At 31.6% G+C, this 18,681-nt stretch carries 16 protein-coding genes, 9 tRNA genes and 1 riboswitch; of the genes, 21 read left to right on the top strand and 4 right to left on the bottom strand.

What is annotated here, in order from left to right:
* Positions 1-6: 6 nt before the first annotated feature.
* From JOD41_RS03410 to JOD41_RS03365, 10 genes are all read left to right on the top strand, one after another.
* Positions 7-92, top strand: a tRNA-Tyr gene (locus JOD41_RS03410).
* 25 nt (positions 93-117) lie between these two features.
* Positions 118-191, top strand: a tRNA-Gly gene (locus JOD41_RS03405).
* A 4-nt stretch (positions 192-195) separates the two neighbouring features.
* Positions 196-272: transfer RNA gene (locus JOD41_RS03400), tRNA-Arg, on the top strand.
* A gap of 15 nt (positions 273-287) precedes the next feature.
* Positions 288-363 (top strand) — tRNA-Gln (locus JOD41_RS03395).
* A 9-nt stretch (positions 364-372) separates the two neighbouring features.
* Positions 373-448, top strand: a tRNA-Lys gene (locus JOD41_RS03390).
* A 20-nt stretch (positions 449-468) separates the two neighbouring features.
* Positions 469-557: transfer RNA gene (locus JOD41_RS03385), tRNA-Ser, on the top strand.
* A gap of 52 nt (positions 558-609) precedes the next feature.
* A tRNA-Lys gene (locus JOD41_RS03380) sits at positions 610-685 on the top strand.
* Between the two features lie 20 nt (positions 686-705).
* A tRNA-Ser gene (locus JOD41_RS03375) sits at positions 706-794 on the top strand.
* A 52-nt stretch (positions 795-846) separates the two neighbouring features.
* Positions 847-922: transfer RNA gene (locus JOD41_RS03370), tRNA-Lys, on the top strand.
* A gap of 106 nt (positions 923-1,028) precedes the next feature.
* The gene (locus JOD41_RS03365) at positions 1,029-1,532 is read left to right on the top strand and encodes a hypothetical protein (RefSeq protein ID WP_205051573.1); all 504 of its coding nucleotides are present in this window, start codon (positions 1,029-1,031) and stop codon (positions 1,530-1,532) included.
* 103 nt (positions 1,533-1,635) lie between these two features.
* On the opposite strand, the gene megL is transcribed toward JOD41_RS03365, so the two are convergent.
* Positions 1,636-2,838 carry a methionine gamma-lyase gene (megL, locus tag JOD41_RS03360; protein WP_205051572.1) on the bottom strand — a complete coding sequence of 401 codons (1,203 nt, stop codon included), beginning with the start codon at positions 2,836-2,838 and terminating at the stop codon, positions 1,636-1,638.
* Positions 2,839-2,912: 74 nt separating this feature from the next.
* Positions 2,913-4,298 (bottom strand): Na+/H+ antiporter NhaC family protein, encoded by a 1,386-nt coding sequence (locus JOD41_RS03355; protein ID WP_205051571.1) that lies wholly within the window; start codon positions 4,296-4,298, stop codon positions 2,913-2,915.
* 442 nt (positions 4,299-4,740) lie between these two features.
* On the opposite strand from JOD41_RS03355, the gene JOD41_RS03350 reads away from it, so the two are divergent.
* The 8 genes from JOD41_RS03350 (at position 4,741) to JOD41_RS03315 (ending at position 12,463) form a co-directional block, all read left to right on the top strand.
* Complete coding sequence (locus JOD41_RS03350; protein ID WP_205051570.1) at positions 4,741-4,887, top strand: CD1871A family CXXC motif-containing protein; 147 nt, start codon at positions 4,741-4,743, stop codon at positions 4,885-4,887.
* Positions 4,880-5,773 (top strand): 4Fe-4S binding protein, encoded by an 894-nt coding sequence (locus JOD41_RS03345; RefSeq protein WP_205051569.1) that lies wholly within the window; start codon positions 4,880-4,882, stop codon positions 5,771-5,773. Before JOD41_RS03350 ends, JOD41_RS03345 begins: the two co-directional genes overlap by 8 nt.
* Positions 5,766-6,326, top strand: a complete 561-nt coding sequence (locus JOD41_RS03340; RefSeq protein ID WP_205051568.1) for a TlpA family protein disulfide reductase — start codon at positions 5,766-5,768, stop codon at positions 6,324-6,326. The genes JOD41_RS03345 and JOD41_RS03340 overlap by 8 nt, the downstream gene beginning before the upstream one ends.
* A gap of 192 nt (positions 6,327-6,518) precedes the next feature.
* Positions 6,519-8,123 (top strand): hydroxylamine reductase, encoded by a 1,605-nt coding sequence (gene hcp / locus JOD41_RS03335; protein WP_205051583.1) that lies wholly within the window; start codon positions 6,519-6,521, stop codon positions 8,121-8,123.
* Between the two features lie 318 nt (positions 8,124-8,441).
* Positions 8,442-9,446 (top strand): methionine ABC transporter ATP-binding protein, encoded by a 1,005-nt coding sequence (locus tag JOD41_RS03330; RefSeq protein WP_205051567.1) that lies wholly within the window; start codon positions 8,442-8,444, stop codon positions 9,444-9,446.
* Between the two features lie 2 nt (positions 9,447-9,448).
* Positions 9,449-10,099: a methionine ABC transporter permease gene (locus JOD41_RS03325; protein WP_205051566.1), complete on the top strand. Its 651-nt coding sequence runs from the start codon at positions 9,449-9,451 to the stop codon at positions 10,097-10,099.
* A gap of 71 nt (positions 10,100-10,170) precedes the next feature.
* Complete coding sequence (locus JOD41_RS03320) at positions 10,171-11,019, top strand: MetQ/NlpA family ABC transporter substrate-binding protein (RefSeq protein ID WP_205051565.1); 849 nt, start codon at positions 10,171-10,173, stop codon at positions 11,017-11,019.
* A gap of 181 nt (positions 11,020-11,200) precedes the next feature.
* Complete coding sequence (locus tag JOD41_RS03315; protein WP_205051564.1) at positions 11,201-12,463, top strand: trypsin-like peptidase domain-containing protein; 1,263 nt, start codon at positions 11,201-11,203, stop codon at positions 12,461-12,463.
* 36 nt (positions 12,464-12,499) lie between these two features.
* Here the strand turns inward: JOD41_RS03315 and JOD41_RS03310 are convergent, their stop codons facing one another.
* Positions 12,500-13,468, bottom strand: a complete 969-nt coding sequence (locus JOD41_RS03310; protein ID WP_205051563.1) for a LysR family transcriptional regulator — start codon at positions 13,466-13,468, stop codon at positions 12,500-12,502.
* A gap of 218 nt (positions 13,469-13,686) precedes the next feature.
* Positions 13,687-13,995 (bottom strand): hypothetical protein, encoded by a 309-nt coding sequence (locus JOD41_RS03305; RefSeq protein ID WP_205051562.1) that lies wholly within the window; start codon positions 13,993-13,995, stop codon positions 13,687-13,689.
* 58 nt (positions 13,996-14,053) lie between these two features.
* Positions 14,054-14,140, bottom strand: a riboswitch (SAM riboswitch).
* A gap of 414 nt (positions 14,141-14,554) precedes the next feature.
* Between JOD41_RS03305 and JOD41_RS03300 the strand changes: the two genes are divergently transcribed.
* The 3 genes from JOD41_RS03300 (at position 14,555) to JOD41_RS03290 (ending at position 18,640) form a co-directional block, all read left to right on the top strand.
* Entirely contained in the window at positions 14,555-15,460 is a 906-nt protein-coding gene (locus JOD41_RS03300; protein ID WP_205051561.1) for an L-lactate dehydrogenase, read from the top strand.
* A 125-nt stretch (positions 15,461-15,585) separates the two neighbouring features.
* Complete coding sequence (locus JOD41_RS03295) at positions 15,586-17,436, top strand: LTA synthase family protein (protein ID WP_205051560.1); 1,851 nt, start codon at positions 15,586-15,588, stop codon at positions 17,434-17,436.
* 7 nt (positions 17,437-17,443) lie between these two features.
* Positions 17,444-18,640: a M20 family metallopeptidase gene (locus JOD41_RS03290; RefSeq protein ID WP_205051559.1), complete on the top strand. Its 1,197-nt coding sequence runs from the start codon at positions 17,444-17,446 to the stop codon at positions 18,638-18,640.
* Positions 18,641-18,681 lie beyond the last annotated feature (41 nt).

Raw genomic sequence — 18,681 nt, 5'->3', positions numbered from 1 at the left:
TTATATGGAGGAGTTCCCGAGTTGGCCAAAGGGGACGGACTGTAAATCCGTTAGCTTAGCTTTCAGTGGTTCAAATCCACTCTCCTCCACCATTTAAATTTAATAAAAATTATTTATGCGGGTGTAGCTCAGTGGTAGAGCCCCAGCCTTCCAAGCTGGTTGCGAGGGTTCGATTCCCTTCACCCGCTCCAATAAGCACCTATAGCTCAGTAGGATAGAGCAACGGACTTCTAATCCGTGTGCCGGGGGTTCGAATCCTCCTAGGTGCGCCAAACCTAAAAAAGCATTGGGGTGTAGCCAAGTCGGTAAGGCACCAGACTTTGACTCTGGCATGCGTAGGTTCGAGTCCTGCCACCCCAGCCAATAATATTTGACCCATTAGCTCAGTCGGTAGAGCACTTGACTTTTAATCAAGGTGTCGCGCGTTCGAATCGCGCATGGGTCACCATTTTTAAATTTTATATTTGTGGAGAGGTACCGAAGTGGTCATAACGGGGCGGTCTTGAAAACCGTTAGGGTGCAAGCCCACAAGGGTTCGAATCCCTTCCTCTCCGCCATTTTTAATCTGTGATTATCACAGATTTTTTATTGAAAGTTAAATATTTTTATGACCCATTAGCTCAGTCGGTAGAGCACTTGACTTTTAATCAAGGTGTCGCGCGTTCGAATCGCGCATGGGTCACCATTTTTAAATTTTATATTTGTGGAGAGGTACCGAAGTGGTCATAACGGGGCGGTCTTGAAAACCGTTAGGGTGCAAGCCCACAAGGGTTCGAATCCCTTCCTCTCCGCCATTTTTAATCTGTGATTATCACAGATTTTTTATTGAAAGTTAAATATTTTTATGACCCATTAGCTCAGTCGGTAGAGCACTTGACTTTTAATCAAGGTGTCGCGCGTTCGAATCGCGCATGGGTCACCATTTTTTTATCTGTAGTTTTTTCTACAGATTTTTTTTATAGAGTTTTATTTGGAATTTATTATTTATTAAATAATTATGATATAATTAAAAATTATTGGGGGAAATTATGTTAAAGAAAAAGTTTAATCTATTAATTTATATAGTTGCAATTGTATTTATTTTATTTTTTACTCTTAATGGTTTTAAATTGTATTCTATAAAAGAAAGGGATATAGAAAATAATAATAAAGTTATTTTAGAAGAAGAGAATTTTAATGATTATTCTTTAAAGTTAAGTAAAGATATTAATTACAATAAGTTATATGTATATAAAGTAAAAAATGATGAATTTTATGTATTTATTTATTCTAAATCTTTTATTTTTGATAGCTATAATCTTGATGATAAATTTTCTACTAGAGAAAATTCTCTTAATACTGTAGCTAAAAATTTTAAATATAAAAATAATATTAAGATTGATTTAGATAAAGAACCTGTAAAAGTTGATATTAAGTCTAATAAAAATTATGAAATTAGAAATACCTTTATTAAATTTTTTGTGATTTTTATTTTAATTTTTTATCTTGGATATAGAAAAGACAAGAGAAAAAATTTAAGCACTAACTTATAAATTAAATTTTATTTTTTAATAAAAGAAACCCTAAGGTTTAGTGATATAAACTTTAGGGTTTTATATTTTTTATTTTTAAATATATATTATTTTTATTATTTTCTTAGATTTGATCTAAGGCTTGTTTTAAATCTTCTATTATGTCTTCTGCATTTTCAAGTCCTACAGAAAGTCTTATTAAGCCTTCTGATATACCTGCTGCTGCTCTTTCTTCAGCTGTGTAAGGTGAGTGAGTCATTGATGCAGGGTGTTGGATAAGTGTTTCTGCATCGCCAAGTGATACTGCAAGTGTTGAGAGTTTAACGCTATTCATAAGTTTAGCGCCCGCTTCTTTTCCACCTTCAATTTCAAAGGCAATCATTGCACCAGGTAGTGCCATTTGTTTTTTAGCTACTTCGTAATATTTAAAGGATTTAAGTCCTGGGTATTGGATGCTCTTAACTTTTGGATGTTTTTCCAAAAATTCTGCAACTTTCATTGCATTGGCACAGTGTTTATCCATTCTAACTTGAAGAGTTTTCATTCCTCTTAAAATTAAATAGGCATTAAAAGGTGCAAGAACTGCTCCCGTACAGTCTTTTATTCCTACAAGTCTTACTTGGTCGATTAATTCTTTTCTTCCAATAGCAAATCCAGCTATTACATCGCCATGACCATTTAAATATTTTGTTGCAGAGTGAACAACTATGTCTGCTCCAAGTGTCAATGGTTTTTGTATATAAGGTGTGCAATATGTGTTATCTACTATTACTAAAGTGTCTTTATTTTTTTCGTGAACTCTCTTTGCTACTTCTTCTATGTCGCAAATATCCATATTTGGATTTGCTGGTGTTTCTAAGTAAACAATTTTTGTGTTTTCTTTCATGACCTTCATGATGTTGTCGACATTTGTTATGTCAACAAAATCTATATCAACACCCATTCTTGATACTGAGTGTTCTAGGAAGGCAAAAGTACAACCATAAAGAGTTTTTGCAGCTATCATGTGGTCGCCACATTTTATAAAAGGCCAAATTGATGAAGTGATTGCTCCCATTCCAGATGCTGCAGATACACAAGCTTCTCCTTCTTCTAGGAGGGCTACTTTTTCTTCAACTTGTTCATTTGTTGGATTTCCAAGTCTTGAATAAATGTAGCCATCTTCTTCTAGGGCAAATCTACGACCACCTTGTTCAGCACTATCAAAGATAAAGGTAGATGTTTGATAAATAGGAGTTGCTAAGGCACCAAATTTATTTTTTTCATAGCCACCATGAATTGCTTTTGTTTCAAAATGCATTTTTTTAAGTTCATCTTTACTATTCATAAATTTCTCCTTTTCTAAATAAAATTAATATTAAACTTCTTATTAGTTAAACAATTTAAAATTTTTTAATTAAATTATTTTTTGCTTGTCTTAGAATCTACTAGTGGCACATCATTTTCAAAATCCCATTTATCTTTAGAATCAGCAAATCTCATAAAGATTGAAAGAATTGCAAAGACAGCAAGTAGGGCTTGATACCATAAAAATGGAATAATTTGAACTGGAGAAACAGCTAGCGCTCCAAGTTCTTTAGTAAGTCCAGCTGCAATTAAAATTTGTGCACCATAGGGAATTATTCCTTGCATTACGCAAGAGAAGGTGTCAAGGAAGGAAGCAGATCTTCTTGGATCAACTTTGAAGTCCTTTGAAATTTCTTTTGCTACAGGTCCATCAATAATTATTGCAACAGTGTTATTTGCAGTTGCAGCATCTGTTACAAGAGTTAAAAGAGCAATTGAAATTTCTGCAGATTTAACATCTTTTGCAAAAGATCTAATTTTTTGAACTAACCATTCAATGCCACCATTACTAGATACCATATAAGAAAGACCACCAGTTAATAGTGATAGCAAGAAAATTTCAAACATTCCACTGAAGCCGTCAAAAATTTTTTGGGCAAAAGTCATCATAGTAAGTCCACCAGTGAATATTCCAATTATACCTGATAGGATAATTCCACTAGTTAAAACTAAAAATACATTCATTCCAGCAAGAGCAGAAATTAGTACGAAAAGATAAGGGATTATAAGTATTAATTTATAATTCAAATCATCAAGTACAACTTTTCCTTCTGGTTTTCCCACAATTAATAAAACTATAAAAGTAATTACAGCTGCAGGTATTGCAATTTTAATATTTGCTCTAAATTTGTCCTTCATGCCTACATTTTGAGTTCTTGTTGCAGCAATTGTTGTATCTGAAATAACAGATAAGTTATCGCCAAACATTGCTCCACCAACAAGTGCTCCAAGAACAAGGGGAAGTGATAGGTTACCCTTTGTAGCAACGCCAACTGCAATAGGACCAACTGCTGAAATTGTTCCTACTGAAGTTCCTGTAGAAATTGATATAAAACAGCTGATTAAGAAAATTCCAGCTGTAATATATTGTACAGGAATAAGTGAAAGTGCAAAGTTTACAACAGAATCAACTCCACCTGAAGCCTTAGAAACTGTTGCAAAAGCTCCAGCTAATATGTAAATCAAACACATTATAATTATATTTTCGTCTCCGCAACCACGAACAAAGTCATTAAACTTTTCATCAATGGAACCTTCAAACATAATAAATGCCAAAATAATAGCTGGCAAAATACATACTGGCGCTGCTACTTGGTAGAATGCCATTTCAACGCCCATAGCATTTAAAATTATTCCAGTAGCAAGATACACAAGCACGAAAACTATAAAAGGAAGAAGTGCTGCACCATTTGCTTTAGCTTTTAAATTTTTGTTTTCCATAAATACCTCCTAAAATTAAACAAAAATAAAACAAAGGCATTTCAATAGAACTATAATTAAAATTTATCTTATTTTATCATCCTCCTTTTAAAATTTAAAAACGAATCAAGAATAAAGATAGTATCGTTTTCAAAAATTAATTAAAAATATGTAAGAAAGAATTTTAATTTCTCTCTAGCTTTATTATACTTTTTTAAATAAAATTTGTGAAGTTTTTTTATATTAAAGAAATAATAAAATATTGAAAAAAATTAAATATAAAAGAACGATTTCATAATTAAAAGCTAGCCTATATTTAATATAATCTATAAAATTTAGTCAGAATCAAAGCTTTTAAAATTATATAAAAATCATTAAAATTTATAATGAAAAATTAAAAAAAATAGTTTTTCTTAACATCTTCTTTACATCATAAATGCTATACTACATGTGAGGTGAAAATATGAAAGATTTTGTGAACAGAAAAGTTTCGTATGCGATGTTGGCTTTATCCATTGCATTTATTTTTTGGGGAGCTTATAGGTCAGAAGTAGATACTGTGCTTTCAAAAGCTATAAGAATATGTTTGGAGTGCGTAGGGATTGGATAAATTAAAAAACATTTTTAAAAAATTTAGAGAAAAAAGAAATCTCGTGCAGGGATCTTTCGCAATTCTTACAAATATACATATTCCAAATTTTTTTAAGGGAACTATTTATACAGGAAAGATGAAAGCAGCATGCGTGCCAGGACTAAATTGTTATTCCTGTCCAGGTGCAGCTCTATCTTGTCCAATAGGGTCCTTTCAAGCTGTTGTGGGATCGTCAAAATTTAATTTTGCCTACTATGTGACGGGTCTCATGCTACTATTTGGAACTGTTTTTGGAAGATTAATTTGTGGATTTTTATGTCCCTTTGGATTTTTTCAGGATTTAATTCATAAAATTCCATCGAAAAAATTCAGCACTAGAAGATTTAGTTTTTTAAAGTACATTAAGTATTTTATTTTGATCTTTGTTGTTTGGTTATTTGGTGTATTTTTAACAGATGAACTTGGTTTTGCATCTCCATATTTTTGTCAGTACCTGTGCCCACAGGGAATACTTGAAGGAGGAATACCTCTTTCACTGGCAAGTAAAAGTATAAGAGCTGCACTTGGCAATTTATTTTTGCTAAAATCAGGAATTCTCACACTTATAATTTTACTTTCAATATTTTTTTACAGACCTTTTTGCAAATATTTATGCCCACTGGGCGCATTTTACGCATTAACTAATAAATTTTCTTTTTATCAATATCATGTGAATGATTCTTGCATTTCTTGCGGAAAATGTAAAAGAATTTGCAAAATGGATGTAGATATGTCAAAAAATCAAAAAGCACTAGAATGCATTAGATGCGGAGATTGCATAAAGGCATGCCCAAAATCTGCTATTTCCACCTCATTTAAAAATAATGAAATTAATAATTTAGAAGAAGGAGCAAGATATGAATAAAACTTTTAAGAATATTGTAAAAATTTTTGCCATTTTATTTTTAGCCTTGAGCTTTACAGCTTGTACTAGCAAGGCACCAGAAGGAGCAACTTTATCAAGTGGAGATCCCTTCCCAAAATTTGACGCAGTTGATTTTAAGGGAAAAGAAGTAAATAACGAGGTATTTAAGGATAGCCCAGTTACAATAATGAGCATTTGGTTTACAGGTTGTAAGGGCTGCATTAATGAAATGCCAACATTACAAAAAATTTCAGAAGACTTAAAAGATAAAAATGTAAAGGTTATGTCAATTTGCCTAGACACTTATGAAAATAAAAAAATAAAAGATGAGGCTCAAAAAATTATTGATGCAAAGGGAGTTAAATATCCAAATCTTGCTGTAAAACCTTCTGAAGAAATAGATGCCTATCTTAAAAATTTGACAGCTTTTCCTACAACTCTTTTAATTGGAAGAGATGGAAAAGTTATTGACAATATAAGCCTAGGTTCACAAGATAAAATTGATGAACTATACAAAAAAATTGACGAAATAATTGCTAAGGAAGGAAAATAAATTCACTAGCTTAAGATAATAAATCCTCATTGATACACCTATTTTGACTCATGCTTGCATGGGTCTTTTTTTTAAAAATTTGTAGATAAAATTTTTAAATGTTGCATATGCAACGGAAACTTATTAATTTTTTTTGATATAATTATTTTAGAAGTTAGAACTTACAAATTTAAAAGGGGGATAATTATGGGTATGTTTTGTTTCCAATGTCAAGAAACATTTAAAAATTCTGGATGTGTAAATAGAGGTGTCTGTGGAAAGACGAGTGATGTTGCAAATTTGCAAGATTTTTTGATTTGGATTTCTAAGGGACTTGCTGAAATTGAAGTTAAAAGTGAAAGAAATAATAAAGAAGTTGTAGACAGAATTATTTTAAATTTATTTACGACTATTACGAATGCTAATTTTGATTTTTCTCAAATTAAGGATAGAATTTTTGAAACAATTGATATGATGAATTCGTTAAGAGAAAATAAAAATTATAGCGAAGCTGCAAATTGGTCATCAAAGAATTTTTCTGAAATAGAGAAAAAAATAAATTCAGGAGAAGTTTCTATTTTATCTGAAGAAAATGAAGATATAAGAAGCTTAAAGGAACTTATAACTTATGGACTAAAGGGAATGGCTGCTTATGCAAGACACGCTAAGGTTTTGGGCTATGAAAGTGAAAAAGTAAATAATTTTATATTAACTACAATGGCTGAACTTTTAAGAGAAAAGAGCATAGATGAATTAGTCTCTCTTACTCTTGAAACTGGATCCATGGGTTATCTTGCTATGGAAACCCTTGATTCTGCCAACACAAAAACTTATGGCAATCCAGAAATTTCAAAGGTAAATATTGGAGTAAGAAAAAATCCTGGCATTTTAGTTTCTGGTCACGACTTAAAGGATTTTGAAATGCTACTTGATCAAGCTAAAGATTCTGGTGTTGATATTTACACACATTCTGAAATGTTACCTGCAAATTATTATCCTAAATTTAAAAAGTATGAGAACTTTGTTGGAAATTATGGCAACGCCTGGTGGAAACAAAGAGATGAGTTTGAAGCCTTTAATGGTCCAATTTTAATGACGACAAATTGCATCGTGCCTCCAAAGGATTCTTATAAGGATAAATTATTTACAACAGGAGCTGCAGGATATCCTGGCTGTAAATACATTGAAGCTGACGAAAAGGGACACAAGGATTTTTCAGAAATAATTGAACTTGCAAAGACTTGCAAGGCTCCAGAAGAAATTGAAAAGGGAAGTATTCTTGGCGGTTTTGCTCACAGTCAAGTCATGGAACTTGCCGACAAGGTTATTGAAGCTGTAAAAAATGGCGACATCACAAAATTTATTGTCATGGCTGGCTGCGATGGAAGAATGGCTGATAGAGAGTATTACACAGAATTTGCTAAGAAGCTTCCAGAGTCTACAGTGATTTTAACTGCAGGTTGTGCAAAATATAGGTATAACAAATTAAATTTAGGGGACATCAATGGAATCCCAAGAGTTTTAGATGCAGGTCAATGTAATGATTCTTATTCACTAATTCAAATTGCCCTTGCCCTAGTTGATGCTTTTGGAGTGGAATCTGTAAATAATCTTCCGATTGTGTACAATATTGCATGGTATGAACAAAAAGCTGTTATAGTTTTACTTGCATTACTTTCACTTGGTGTAAAAAATATTCACCTTGGTCCAAGTCTTCCAGCCTTCTTATCTCCTAATGTTACAGATGTTTTAGTGGAGAAATTTAATATTGCTGGTATTACAAATGTTGAAGATGATATAAAAAATTTAATAATTTAATAAAAAGTCTTGACTTTTATTTTTCTTAACCTTATAATAAAAAACAATTCATAAATAAACTTTTTGAGAAGAAGAGTAGCTTAAAATTCTGAGCAAAGAGAGCTTCGTTGTGGTGAAAGAAGTGGATGAGTTTTATGTGAACATGGCCTTCTCTAGGAAATATCGATATTAGGTATTTACGGGTCTTCCCGTTATAGAAGTAGAGTATGATTGTACTTGAAGAGGTTGCTTTCGTGAGAAAGTGATAAATTAAGGTGGTAACACGAGCTTTCGTCCTTATGGATGGAAGCTCTTTTTTTATATTTTTGTGGAGGAAAAATGATTGAAGTAAAAAACTTAGTTAAAGAATATGAAACTGAGAATGGAACTTTTAGGGCTATAGATGACCTTTCTTTCAAAGTAAATAGGGGAGAGATTTACGGAGTAATCGGTTTATCTGGTGCAGGTAAGTCCACTCTTGTAAGATGCATCAATAGACTAGAAGAACCAACAAGTGGAGAAATTATAGTTGATGGAAAATCCATTATAAATTTAAATGAAAAAGAATTAAGAGCAGCGAGAAAGGATATTGGAATGATCTTTCAATATTTTAATCTCTTTATGCAAAAGACTGTGGCAGAAAATATTGCCTACCCTCTTCTTATTTCTGGAGTAAGTAAGGCTGATATTGATAAGAGAGTTGATGAACTTTTAAATTTTATAGACTTAAAGGACAAGAAAAATTCATACCCATCAGAGTTATCTGGTGGTCAAAAACAAAGGGTGGCAATTGCAAGAGCAATTGCGACAAATCCTTCAGTTTTACTTTCTGATGAAGGTACATCAGCACTTGATCCGGCAAATACAGAATCTGTTTTAAATCTTTTAAAGAAAATTGTTAAAGAATTTAACATGACAATAATAATGATCACTCACCAAATGGAAGTTGCAAAGGAAATTTGCGACAGAATTGCTGTAATGCAAGCTGGAAAGATTATAGAAGAAAATAATACTAAGGAACTTTTTACAAATCCAAAAACTTCTGTTACAAGATCTTTTATTAAAAATTTGGAAGATGAAGTGGAAGACGGATATGTAAATGGAAATGACTACAAGGGTGATGTCCTTAGATTATCTTATGCAGATGAAAATTATGACAAACCGATTCTTTCACAATGTGTAAAGAAATTTGATATAGATTTTTCTATTTTGTCAGGAAATATTAATAAATTAAATATTTCAAGTGTTGGATATCTTACAGTTCAAATTCTTGGAAAAGAAGAAGAGAGAGCTAAGGCAATAGAATTTTTAAAAGATAATAATGTTAATGTGGAGGTGCTTTAAAAATGGATAGAATAATAGATATAGTTTTGCCGGCAATTCCACAAACTCTTGTAATGGTTCTTGCATCGACAATTATTGCACTTTTAATTGGAATTCCCTTGGGAATAATTTTAACAACAACTAGGCCTGGTGGTCTTACAGAATCAACAAAACTTTATTCAATTTTAGATGGAATTATAAATGTTTTGAGATCCTTTCCCTTTGTAATCCTAATGATAGTTGTTTTTCCACTTTCAAGATTAATAGTTGGAAAATCTTACGGAACTGCGGCAATGATAATTCCACTTTCCCTATCAGCTGCACCCTTTGTTGCAAGACTAATGGAAGGATATTTTATTCAAGTAGATCAAGGAATAATTGAAGCTGCAAAATCAATGGGCTCAACTAATAAAGAAATTATTTTTAAAGTTTTAATACCGGAGGCAATGCCAATGGTTGTTACTGGAATAACTATGACAATTATTAATGTAATTGGTTATTCTGCCATGGCTGGTGTCATGGGTGGTGGCGGACTAGGAGATGTCGCCAACAGATACGGCTACCAAAGAAATGAACCACTTATACTTTGGTCAGCAGTTATAGTAATTATAATTCTTGTACAAATAGTACAATTAATTGGAAATAAAATCGCAGATAAAATTGATAGAAGATAATAGAAGGTAGATGTTTTTTCTAAGTTTATTAGAATTAATATAAATAAAAAAATTTAGGAGGAAAAATAGTTATGAAGAAGAAAATTATTTTAGCACTTTCATTAGTGCTAGCTCTAACACTTACAGCTTGTGGTGGAGCAAAGAATGAAAAGGCAAATGCTGGAGATAAGACAGCAGAAGCAAAGGACGCAGACAACAAAATTGTAATTGGTGTATCACCTACACCTCATGGAGAAATAATAGAAGGTCTTAAAGATGAATTTGACAAGGCAGGACTTGATGTTGAAGTTGTAAATTTTGACGATTATATTCAACCAAACCTACAATTAGAAGCAAAAGATCTTGATGCAAATTATTTCCAACACAAACCATATCTTGACAGCTTTGTAGAAGAAAGAGGAATTAAAGATCTTGATGTACTAGGATATGTTCACATTGAACCAATGGCTTTATATTCTGAAAAATACAAATCAGTTGATGAAATTGAAGATGGAGCAGAAATTATTATTCCTAATGACCCAAGTAATGGAGCAAGAGCCTTAATACTTCTTGAAGATGCTGGTCTTATTAAATTAAAGGACAAGACAAATCTTAACTCAACAGAAAAAGATATTGCAGAAAATCCAAAAAATTTAAAATTCACAGCAATGGATGCACCTTCAGTTGCACAAGTTTATAAAGATTCTGGTGCTGCTGTTATTAATTCAAACTTTGCCATTGGACAAGGTCTTGACCCAACTAAGGATTCAATTTTCTTAGAATCAAAGGATTCACCTTATGCAAACTTAATTGCAATTAGAAAAGAAGATGCTGGAAAAGAAAAATTCAAAAAATTCATTGAAGTTTTAAATTCTGATGCAGCTAAAAAATTAATAGAAGAAAAATTCAAGGGTGCAGTAATACCTGCCTTTGGAGAATAATATTAAGAGGCTCTTTTGAGCTTCTTTTTTTATGTTAAAAAAACTCATGCCAAATATTTCATTAGAAAAATTTTTTGTCAAAAATTATTTACCTCTATTTCAAAAATTTTTGATAATAAAATCATCAATTTTTCACAAAATCACATTATCATAAATATATAAAAAAGATAGGAGGAAGATTATGGATAAAAATAATAAATATGGAAATAAAAATTCTGGTATGGGAAAAATTATTATAATAATAGCCCTTGTATTCTCGCTAATTGGAGGAATAATTGGCTCGGCTATAACAACTTATAAATTACTTCCCATGGGAGAAACAAAAACATCAAATAGTGATTCAAACATAACTATTTCTGCTAAAGACAATATGACTGTAGCTTCAGCTGTTGCAAAAAAATCAATGTCATCTGTTGTAGGAATTACAACTAAGGGAGTGCAACAATCCTTCTTCGGTCAAGTGGAAGTTCAAGGTGTTGGATCTGGTGTAATTGTAGACCCAAAAGGATATATTTTAACAAATGCCCACGTTGTAAAGTTAAATAATAAAGTTGTGGAAGATGTAACTGTTAGACTTAACAATGAAAAGGACTTACAAGGTAAAACAATTTGGGCAGATGAAAATGTAGATCTTGCAATTGTAAAAATTAACACTAAGGATAAATTAAATGTGGCAAGTCTTGGAGATTCTGATGCACTTTCCATAGGAGATGCTGCAATTGCAATTGGTAATCCAATTTCTCTACAATTTTCACAAACTGTTACACAGGGAATTATTTCTGGACTAGATAGATATGTTGGTGCAGTAAGTGGCGGCGGATATATGACAGGACTTATCCAAACAGATGCATCAATTAATGGCGGAAATTCTGGTGGACCACTTCTTAATGCAGAAGGAGAAGTAATAGGAATTAACACTGTAAAAGTTCAATCAGCAGAGGGACTTGGCTTTTCAATTCCAATTAATTTTATAAAGCCAATTGTAAAACAAGTAATTGAAACTGGAAGCTACAAGGAAATTTCTATGGGAATGCTAACAATGAATTTAAATGTTGCTGCCCAAGTCTTTAATGGAAAAACTGATGTTGATAAGGGAATTTTTGTCTACAAGGTTTATGAAGGTTCACCTGCAGCAGGTGCAGGACTTCTTGCTGGAGATATAATTACAAAAATTGGAAAGGACGAAGTTACAGATAACAATGCCCTTAAATCAATTTTATATAAATATCAAGAAGGAGACAGTGCTGAAGTAACTTATGTAAGAAAGGGTAAGGAAGCAAAAACTGAAGTTAAGTTTTCTAATTACTCTATAGAAAATGACAAGGAAGCTCAAAAGGACATCAAGGAACAAGAAGAAGCTAGAGCTAAAGAATATCAAAAAAGACAAGAAGAACAAGAAGATTTATTTAACAGATTTAGACAAGAATTTGAAAATGGATTTTAATTTTAAATTGAAAAAGTGACACCTCTTGGTGCCACTTTATTTTTTTGCAATTTTTTCCAGTTTTTCTGAATTTATGGAGTCAAAGTATTCTTCCAAAAGCTCTACAAATCTTTTGGCGTATTTTGTAATGTAACGATTTTTATTTTTTATGGCGTAGATGCCAAGACTAACAGGCTTACCTTTTGAATAGAGAGGAAATATATTTATGTCATCGCCAAATTCATGCCTCCATCTTTTTATGTTCATTTGGGAAATGAAAACTGCAGCAAGAGCCTTATTGCAAATGGCAAGGGCAATTCTAGAATAAGCTGTCTCGATATAGTCAATAGGTCTTACATTTGCACTTTTAAAACTTTGATTTATTAGACTTCTTATTCTATTGTCTTGTGTGTAAAGTAGGAAGGGGACTTTTTCAAAATCTTTTAAGTCAATTTTTTTAAAGGATTTTTTCTTTAAGGCTTCAAGATCATCTACATATTTTTCCAAAAGTCTGTCACTTACGCAGAGATATAATTTTTCTTCTAGGAGTAGGCGAGATTTTAAATTTTCATTTTTATAATTCTCGTCAATACTAATGGCTATGTCAAGCTTATTTTCTGCACACATATCTTCTAGGTCGTGAGATTGTTTTTCATAAAGAACAAGTCCAACTTGTGGAAATTCCTCAGTAAATTTTTCAATTATTGATGGAATAAAAATATCTGCCCTGGGAGAAGATGCACCTATAATTAATTTTCCACTATTTTCACTTTCCATGTCCCTTATTTTATTTATCATGTCAGATTCATCTGTCAAAAGTTTTTCTGCATATTTTAAATATTCTTCTCCAATGGGAGTTAGCATTAATTTTGGCTTTCTGAAAAATAATTTTGTGCCATAGTAGTCTTCCAACCTTTTTATGTGATTTGATAAAGTTTGTTGAGATATATAAAGTTTTTCACCAGTTTCATTCATATTAAGTGTCTTGGCAAGCTCTGTAAAATAATAAATACTTTCGAAATTCATAGTGCCTCCAATCAAAAATATTTTGTGAATCATACAAATAATTATTAATTTATTTTGTGATAATTTTATTATATACTATCTTCAAGATAATTGTGAGAAGTTTTAAAAATAATCCCTTTTAGCTTACTAATTTTTTCCTTAAAATCACAATTACTAAAATCCCCTTGCACCCACCTCCTTGGGTGTATTTTTTTTGCAAATTTTTATTATAAATCTTTTTAAAAATTAATTTTTGATAAAATTTCTTCTTTAAATTCATCAATTGTGTAGTCTTTTTCGTCAATTGATGGATATTTTGCAGCCTTATTTATCATTCCAAAACGCATTAATTTTGGATTTACTAATATGGCAGGATAGGAATAATTCCAACTTACACATTTAAAACCCCTTGATGCTAAATATCCATAAAAGGAATTTCTTTTTTTTACATCTCTTTCTAAGACTATATAAGGAAGAGACTTTTCTTCTTCCCAATATTTTCCCCTGCAATTTTTTGCGTAATTTTTGTAATAAACTTCAAATAACATATTTTACTCCTTAAATTAGACAAGAAAAAAGCACCCATCAGTGATGGATGCAAATATGTATCCATCATACAAGCATTAGCACCTTTCCAATTGGTAGGTTGCTGAAGGGTCAATGAGCTTGTCTCTCGCCTTCTCTATATGGTTCTTTAATTATATCACAGGATTAATGTTTTTAAATTTGTCTTAAAAAATAATTTTTAATATAAAAAATATAGGGGGAATTTTTTAAATAAATTCTCGTAATATAAAATTGATAAAATTTATCAAAAAGTCTTTACAAATAAAAAAAACTATCATATAATATAGACAGTTAATGATAACAAATGTCATTTAACAAATTTGATTTTGGGATACCCCATAACTCCTAAGATTAATAATAAAATTATACCAATCTTCACTCTGAAAAGAGACTAAGACTGCCTAGGCAGTCTTTTTTACTTTTTAAAATAAATTATTGTGGTTTAAAAAAATAATCTACATAATTTTTAGAAAAAAATAAAAAATTTATAAAGCTATAAAAAAGTGATATTATAATTTGTATCAGAAGATGGAGGATAAAATGAGAAAAATATCTATTATAGGTTTAGGAAATGTTGGCGCAACTGTTGCCCACACAATTGTTGAAAGATCACTTTGTGACACGCTTTTTTTATTTGATAAAAAAGAAGGTCTTGCTGAAGCAGAAGTAAGCGACTTATCTGATGGTCTTGTAAATAGAAGTGGTCATATAAATATTATTGCAGGAAATTTAGAAAATTTAGATGAATCAGACATAATTGTCTTTGCTCCTGGAGACATTACTATCTTGCAAAAAAATAATGACAGGTTGTTAGAATTTAAGTACACAAAAACTTGTGCTGAAGAGTGGGGCAAAAAAATTAAAGAGTCAAACTTCAAGGGTATAATCGTAAGTATTACAAATCCTTGCGATGTTATAGCAGATTATTTGCAAAAACTAACTGGCCTTCCTAAAGAAAGAGTCATTGGAACGGGAACAATTTTAGATTCAGCTAGGATGAAAAATTCTCTGGCAAGAAAGTTAAACATTGATCCAAATTCTGTTGACGGCTATGTAATTGCAGAACATGGCAACAGCCAATTTGTCGCTTGGTCACAAGTTTCTATTGCAACAAAGCCAATTTATGAAATTTTAGACAGGGAAACTTGCAAAAAAATCGAAGAAGAAACAAAGATTAGGGCCTTTGAAACTATAAAGGCTAAGGGTTATACTTCTTATGGCATTGCAAACTCAACTGCCCTAGTAATTGAAGCAATTTTCCAAGATTCAAAGACAATTTTACCTGTTTCATCTTATTCAGAAAATGATGGCTGCTATATTGGTCATCCAGCTCTTGTTGGTCGAGATGGTATTCTTTCTGATTTTGAATTAGTTTTAGATGAAGAAGAAAGAGAAAAGTGGAAAAAGTCCGTTGAGACAATAATAAATACTTTGCCAATAAAATAAAATTTATAAAAAGTCCATAGGGGCTTTTTATTTTTGCTTAAAATTAAAGAAATTGGAGCCTTTTTACAAAAAATTTTCCAAAATTTTACAAAATATTATATAATTGTCTACTAGAAGGTGATATTTTGTTTAATAAAGAAAATAATAGTGAGTCCAGAGGCTTTAATTCTATAGATTTTGTCAGTCAAATTTTATTTGCCCTTATTTTAACTTTTGTCATGTTGCTTTTGGCACCAAGTGATGCATCTTTAATGGAAAAAATCCTTAGAAGTCCCCTAGTCTTACTTTTAAATTTTATTCCAATATTATTTACAGGAATTTTATTTCAGGGAATTTTTGGCAGAAGAAACTTTGCACTTATATTTAATTCTATTTTTTATTTAATATTATTTACAGTTCATAGGACTAAGGTAGTCTATAGAAATGCACCACTTAGGGTATCAGACTTTGCTCTTTCCTTTGAGGCATTTAAAATGTCACAAAATTCTTATAGACCAGATTTTACTTCTATAATCATTTTTGCAGTAAGTCTATTACTTTTAATTTTTCTTTCAAGATTTTTTAAAAGTGAAAAATTAAAATTAAGTCACAGGCTAATAGCAATTTTATCTGTAGTATTATCATCAGGTCTTTTATTTAATTTTGTCTACTCAAGAGATAGAGTCTATAACAATCTACCACTTGAGGGAAATGTATTTAATTTAATAGACCATTTTAATTCCAAGGGTTTTAATTACACTTTTTTATTTAACCTAAAAAAATCCTTTGTAAGACCACCTGAAGGATATGATGAAAAGGAAATGGAAAAAAGAGACAGAGTTGACCATGGCGAAGATATATCTGTAATAAAATATAATCCTAGACCAAATATTATTTGGATAATGGGAGAAGCCTTTACTGATCTTTCAGAAAACCCACAATTTTCTTTTTCTAAGGAAAATGATCCAAATCACAATTTTAAAAAGTTAAAGAGAAATTCTGTAATGCAGGGAAGAATTGTAACACCATCTTTTGGTGGTGGAACTGGAGATACAGAATTTGACGTACTAACTGGAGCCTTAACAGTTGATTGTGCTCCTGATGAAAGTTTTGCCTTTAATGCAATTAAAAGAGATGTATCTTCTCTACCTAGACTTTTTAACACAATTGGCTATAAGACCATGGCCTTTCACCCAGGTTTTGCTTGGTTTTATGGAAGACAAGACATATATCCAAAACTTGGTTTTCAAGATAATTTCTTCCTAGAAAATATAGACAATCCTGAAATGAAGGGCGGTTACGTTTCTGAAAGACAATTTTCAGAAATTTTTAGAAATAGATTTTTGGAAGCTGTAAAAAATTCCGATGAGCCAATTTTTTCCTATGGCTTAGACATTCAAAATCATGGACCATATTTTTACGACAAGTATGGGAAAAATCTTCCCTATGAGTGTAGGTCCACACTTTCAGAAGATGCTGCCAATAATTTTGGATCCTATTTCTTGGGAATAAAGGACACAGACATAATGCTTGGGGAAGTTTACGACATGATTATGTCAATAGATGAGCCGACAATTATGGTCTTTTATGGCGACCATCTTCCAGGCCTTGGAAATGAACCTAGTGCCTTTGATGAAATTGGCATAAAATTATCTCACGACAATTTGGAAAAGGAAATAGAATTTTACTCAACGCCATATGTAATTGTAGCAAATGAAAGTGGAAGGGCATTTTTAAATAGAGAAAATGTTGAAATTAGGGATGGTAATGCAGTTTCTGCAAACTATCTATCTTCAATGGTCCTTGATATGTTAAATTATAATAAGGTGGATAATTTCTTTATATATAATTCAGAACTTAGAAAAAAACTTCCAATTATTTCAAGAAACTTTATTTTCGATGGCACTAACACTTATCCAAGAAAGGATGTCAAGGACGAAGTCAAAAAAACTTACGAAGATTATAAAAAGTACGAGTATTATAGAATAAATGAGTAGGTGAATTATGGATATATTAAAAAAAGTTGAAGAAATTTCTGGCGAACTTGATGAACTTAGAAAATTTATATACGAAAATCCAGAGCTTGGCTTTGAAGAATATAAGTCTTCCAAGGCTCATATGGACCTCTTAAAAAAACATGGCTTTGAAATAGAATGTCCCTATATGGATTGTCCTACATCCTTTAAGGCAGTTTACGATTCAAAAAAAGAGGGAAGGACTATTTCTTATTTGTCAGAATATGACGCACTGCCAGGCATTGGTCATGGCTGCGGCCACAACATTTTAGGAGCAACAGCAACTGGTGCAGGCATTGTCCTTTCAAAGTTTCTAGATGAAATTGGTGGCAGGGTAATTGTTTTTGGAACTGCAGCAGAAGAAGTTGGCGGCACTAAAATTGAAATTGCAAATTCTAATGAATTAGCTGATGTTGATGTAGCCATTGAAATGCACCCTGCATCTTATAATTCTCTTACGCCAAATTCTCTAGCTCTTGCTACAAGAAGATTTGAATTTTTTGGCAAAACTTCTCATGCAGCAGATGCACCTGAAAAGGGAATAAATGCCCTAGATGCACAAATAGTTTTATTTTCTGCCATAAATGCCCTTAGACAAGAAACTAAGGATGGAGCTAGAATCCATGGCATAATAAAAGATGGTGGCAAGGCTGCAAATATTATTCCTGATTATACTGATTCAAGATTTTACGCAAGGAGTCCAGAGAAAAAAGATCTCTTAGAAATTTTAGAAAAATTAGAAAATTGTGCCAAGGGAGCAGCTCTTGCCACAGGCTGCCAAGTAAAAATTTCTGAATATGAAAAAGGAAATGACAACACCGTCAGAAATCTTCACTTTAACGAAGTTTTAAGAGAAAAAATGGAGAAATATTTTGATGAAGAGATAAAAGATGTAGAGTTAAATAAGGGATCAACTGATGCCGGAAATTTTTCTCACGAAATTCCAACTCTTCATGGATATTTTAAAATTGCAGATGAAGGTGTAAGTGGGCACACAGTTGAATTAAGAGATGCAACAATGACAGACTATGCCTTTAATCAAATGAAAAAAACTATTGCAGCTATAGTTGAAGTTGGCATAGAAATTTTAAAAAATGACGAAGTTTATGAAAAAATAAGAAAAGAGTTCGAAGAAAGTATAAAAAGTGGAAAAATTATCCCTCACAATAAATTAAATAAGGATTAAGTATTAAAAAACACTTCTGTTCTTGGTATAATGTTAAGGAT

Source organism: Peptoniphilus gorbachii (genome assembly GCF_016908115.1).
Lineage (GTDB): Bacteria > Bacillota > Clostridia > Tissierellales > Peptoniphilaceae > Peptoniphilus_A > Peptoniphilus_A gorbachii.
Note: the sequence above shows the minus strand (reverse complement) of the source record. Positions and strands in the feature narration are given on the sequence as shown.

Coding starts and splice junctions, on each gene's coding strand:
- JOD41_RS03365 (WP_205051573.1), top strand. CDS start 1,029: ATGTTAAAGAAAAAGTTTAATCTATTAATTTATATAGTTGCAATTGTA.
- megL (WP_205051572.1), bottom strand. CDS start 2,838: ATGAATAGTAAAGATGAACTTAAAAAAATGCATTTTGAAACAAAAGCA.
- JOD41_RS03355 (WP_205051571.1), bottom strand. CDS start 4,298: ATGGAAAACAAAAATTTAAAAGCTAAAGCAAATGGTGCAGCACTTCTT.
- JOD41_RS03350 (WP_205051570.1), top strand. CDS start 4,741: ATGAAAGATTTTGTGAACAGAAAAGTTTCGTATGCGATGTTGGCTTTA.
- JOD41_RS03340 (WP_205051568.1), top strand. CDS start 5,766: ATGAATAAAACTTTTAAGAATATTGTAAAAATTTTTGCCATTTTATTT.
- hcp (WP_205051583.1), top strand. CDS start 6,519: ATGTTTTGTTTCCAATGTCAAGAAACATTTAAAAATTCTGGATGTGTA.
- JOD41_RS03330 (WP_205051567.1), top strand. CDS start 8,442: ATGATTGAAGTAAAAAACTTAGTTAAAGAATATGAAACTGAGAATGGA.
- JOD41_RS03325 (WP_205051566.1), top strand. CDS start 9,449: ATGGATAGAATAATAGATATAGTTTTGCCGGCAATTCCACAAACTCTT.
- JOD41_RS03320 (WP_205051565.1), top strand. CDS start 10,171: ATGAAGAAGAAAATTATTTTAGCACTTTCATTAGTGCTAGCTCTAACA.
- JOD41_RS03315 (WP_205051564.1), top strand. CDS start 11,201: ATGGATAAAAATAATAAATATGGAAATAAAAATTCTGGTATGGGAAAA.
- JOD41_RS03310 (WP_205051563.1), bottom strand. CDS start 13,468: ATGAATTTCGAAAGTATTTATTATTTTACAGAGCTTGCCAAGACACTT.
- JOD41_RS03305 (WP_205051562.1), bottom strand. CDS start 13,995: ATGTTATTTGAAGTTTATTACAAAAATTACGCAAAAAATTGCAGGGGA.
- JOD41_RS03300 (WP_205051561.1), top strand. CDS start 14,555: ATGAGAAAAATATCTATTATAGGTTTAGGAAATGTTGGCGCAACTGTT.
- JOD41_RS03290 (WP_205051559.1), top strand. CDS start 17,444: ATGGATATATTAAAAAAAGTTGAAGAAATTTCTGGCGAACTTGATGAA.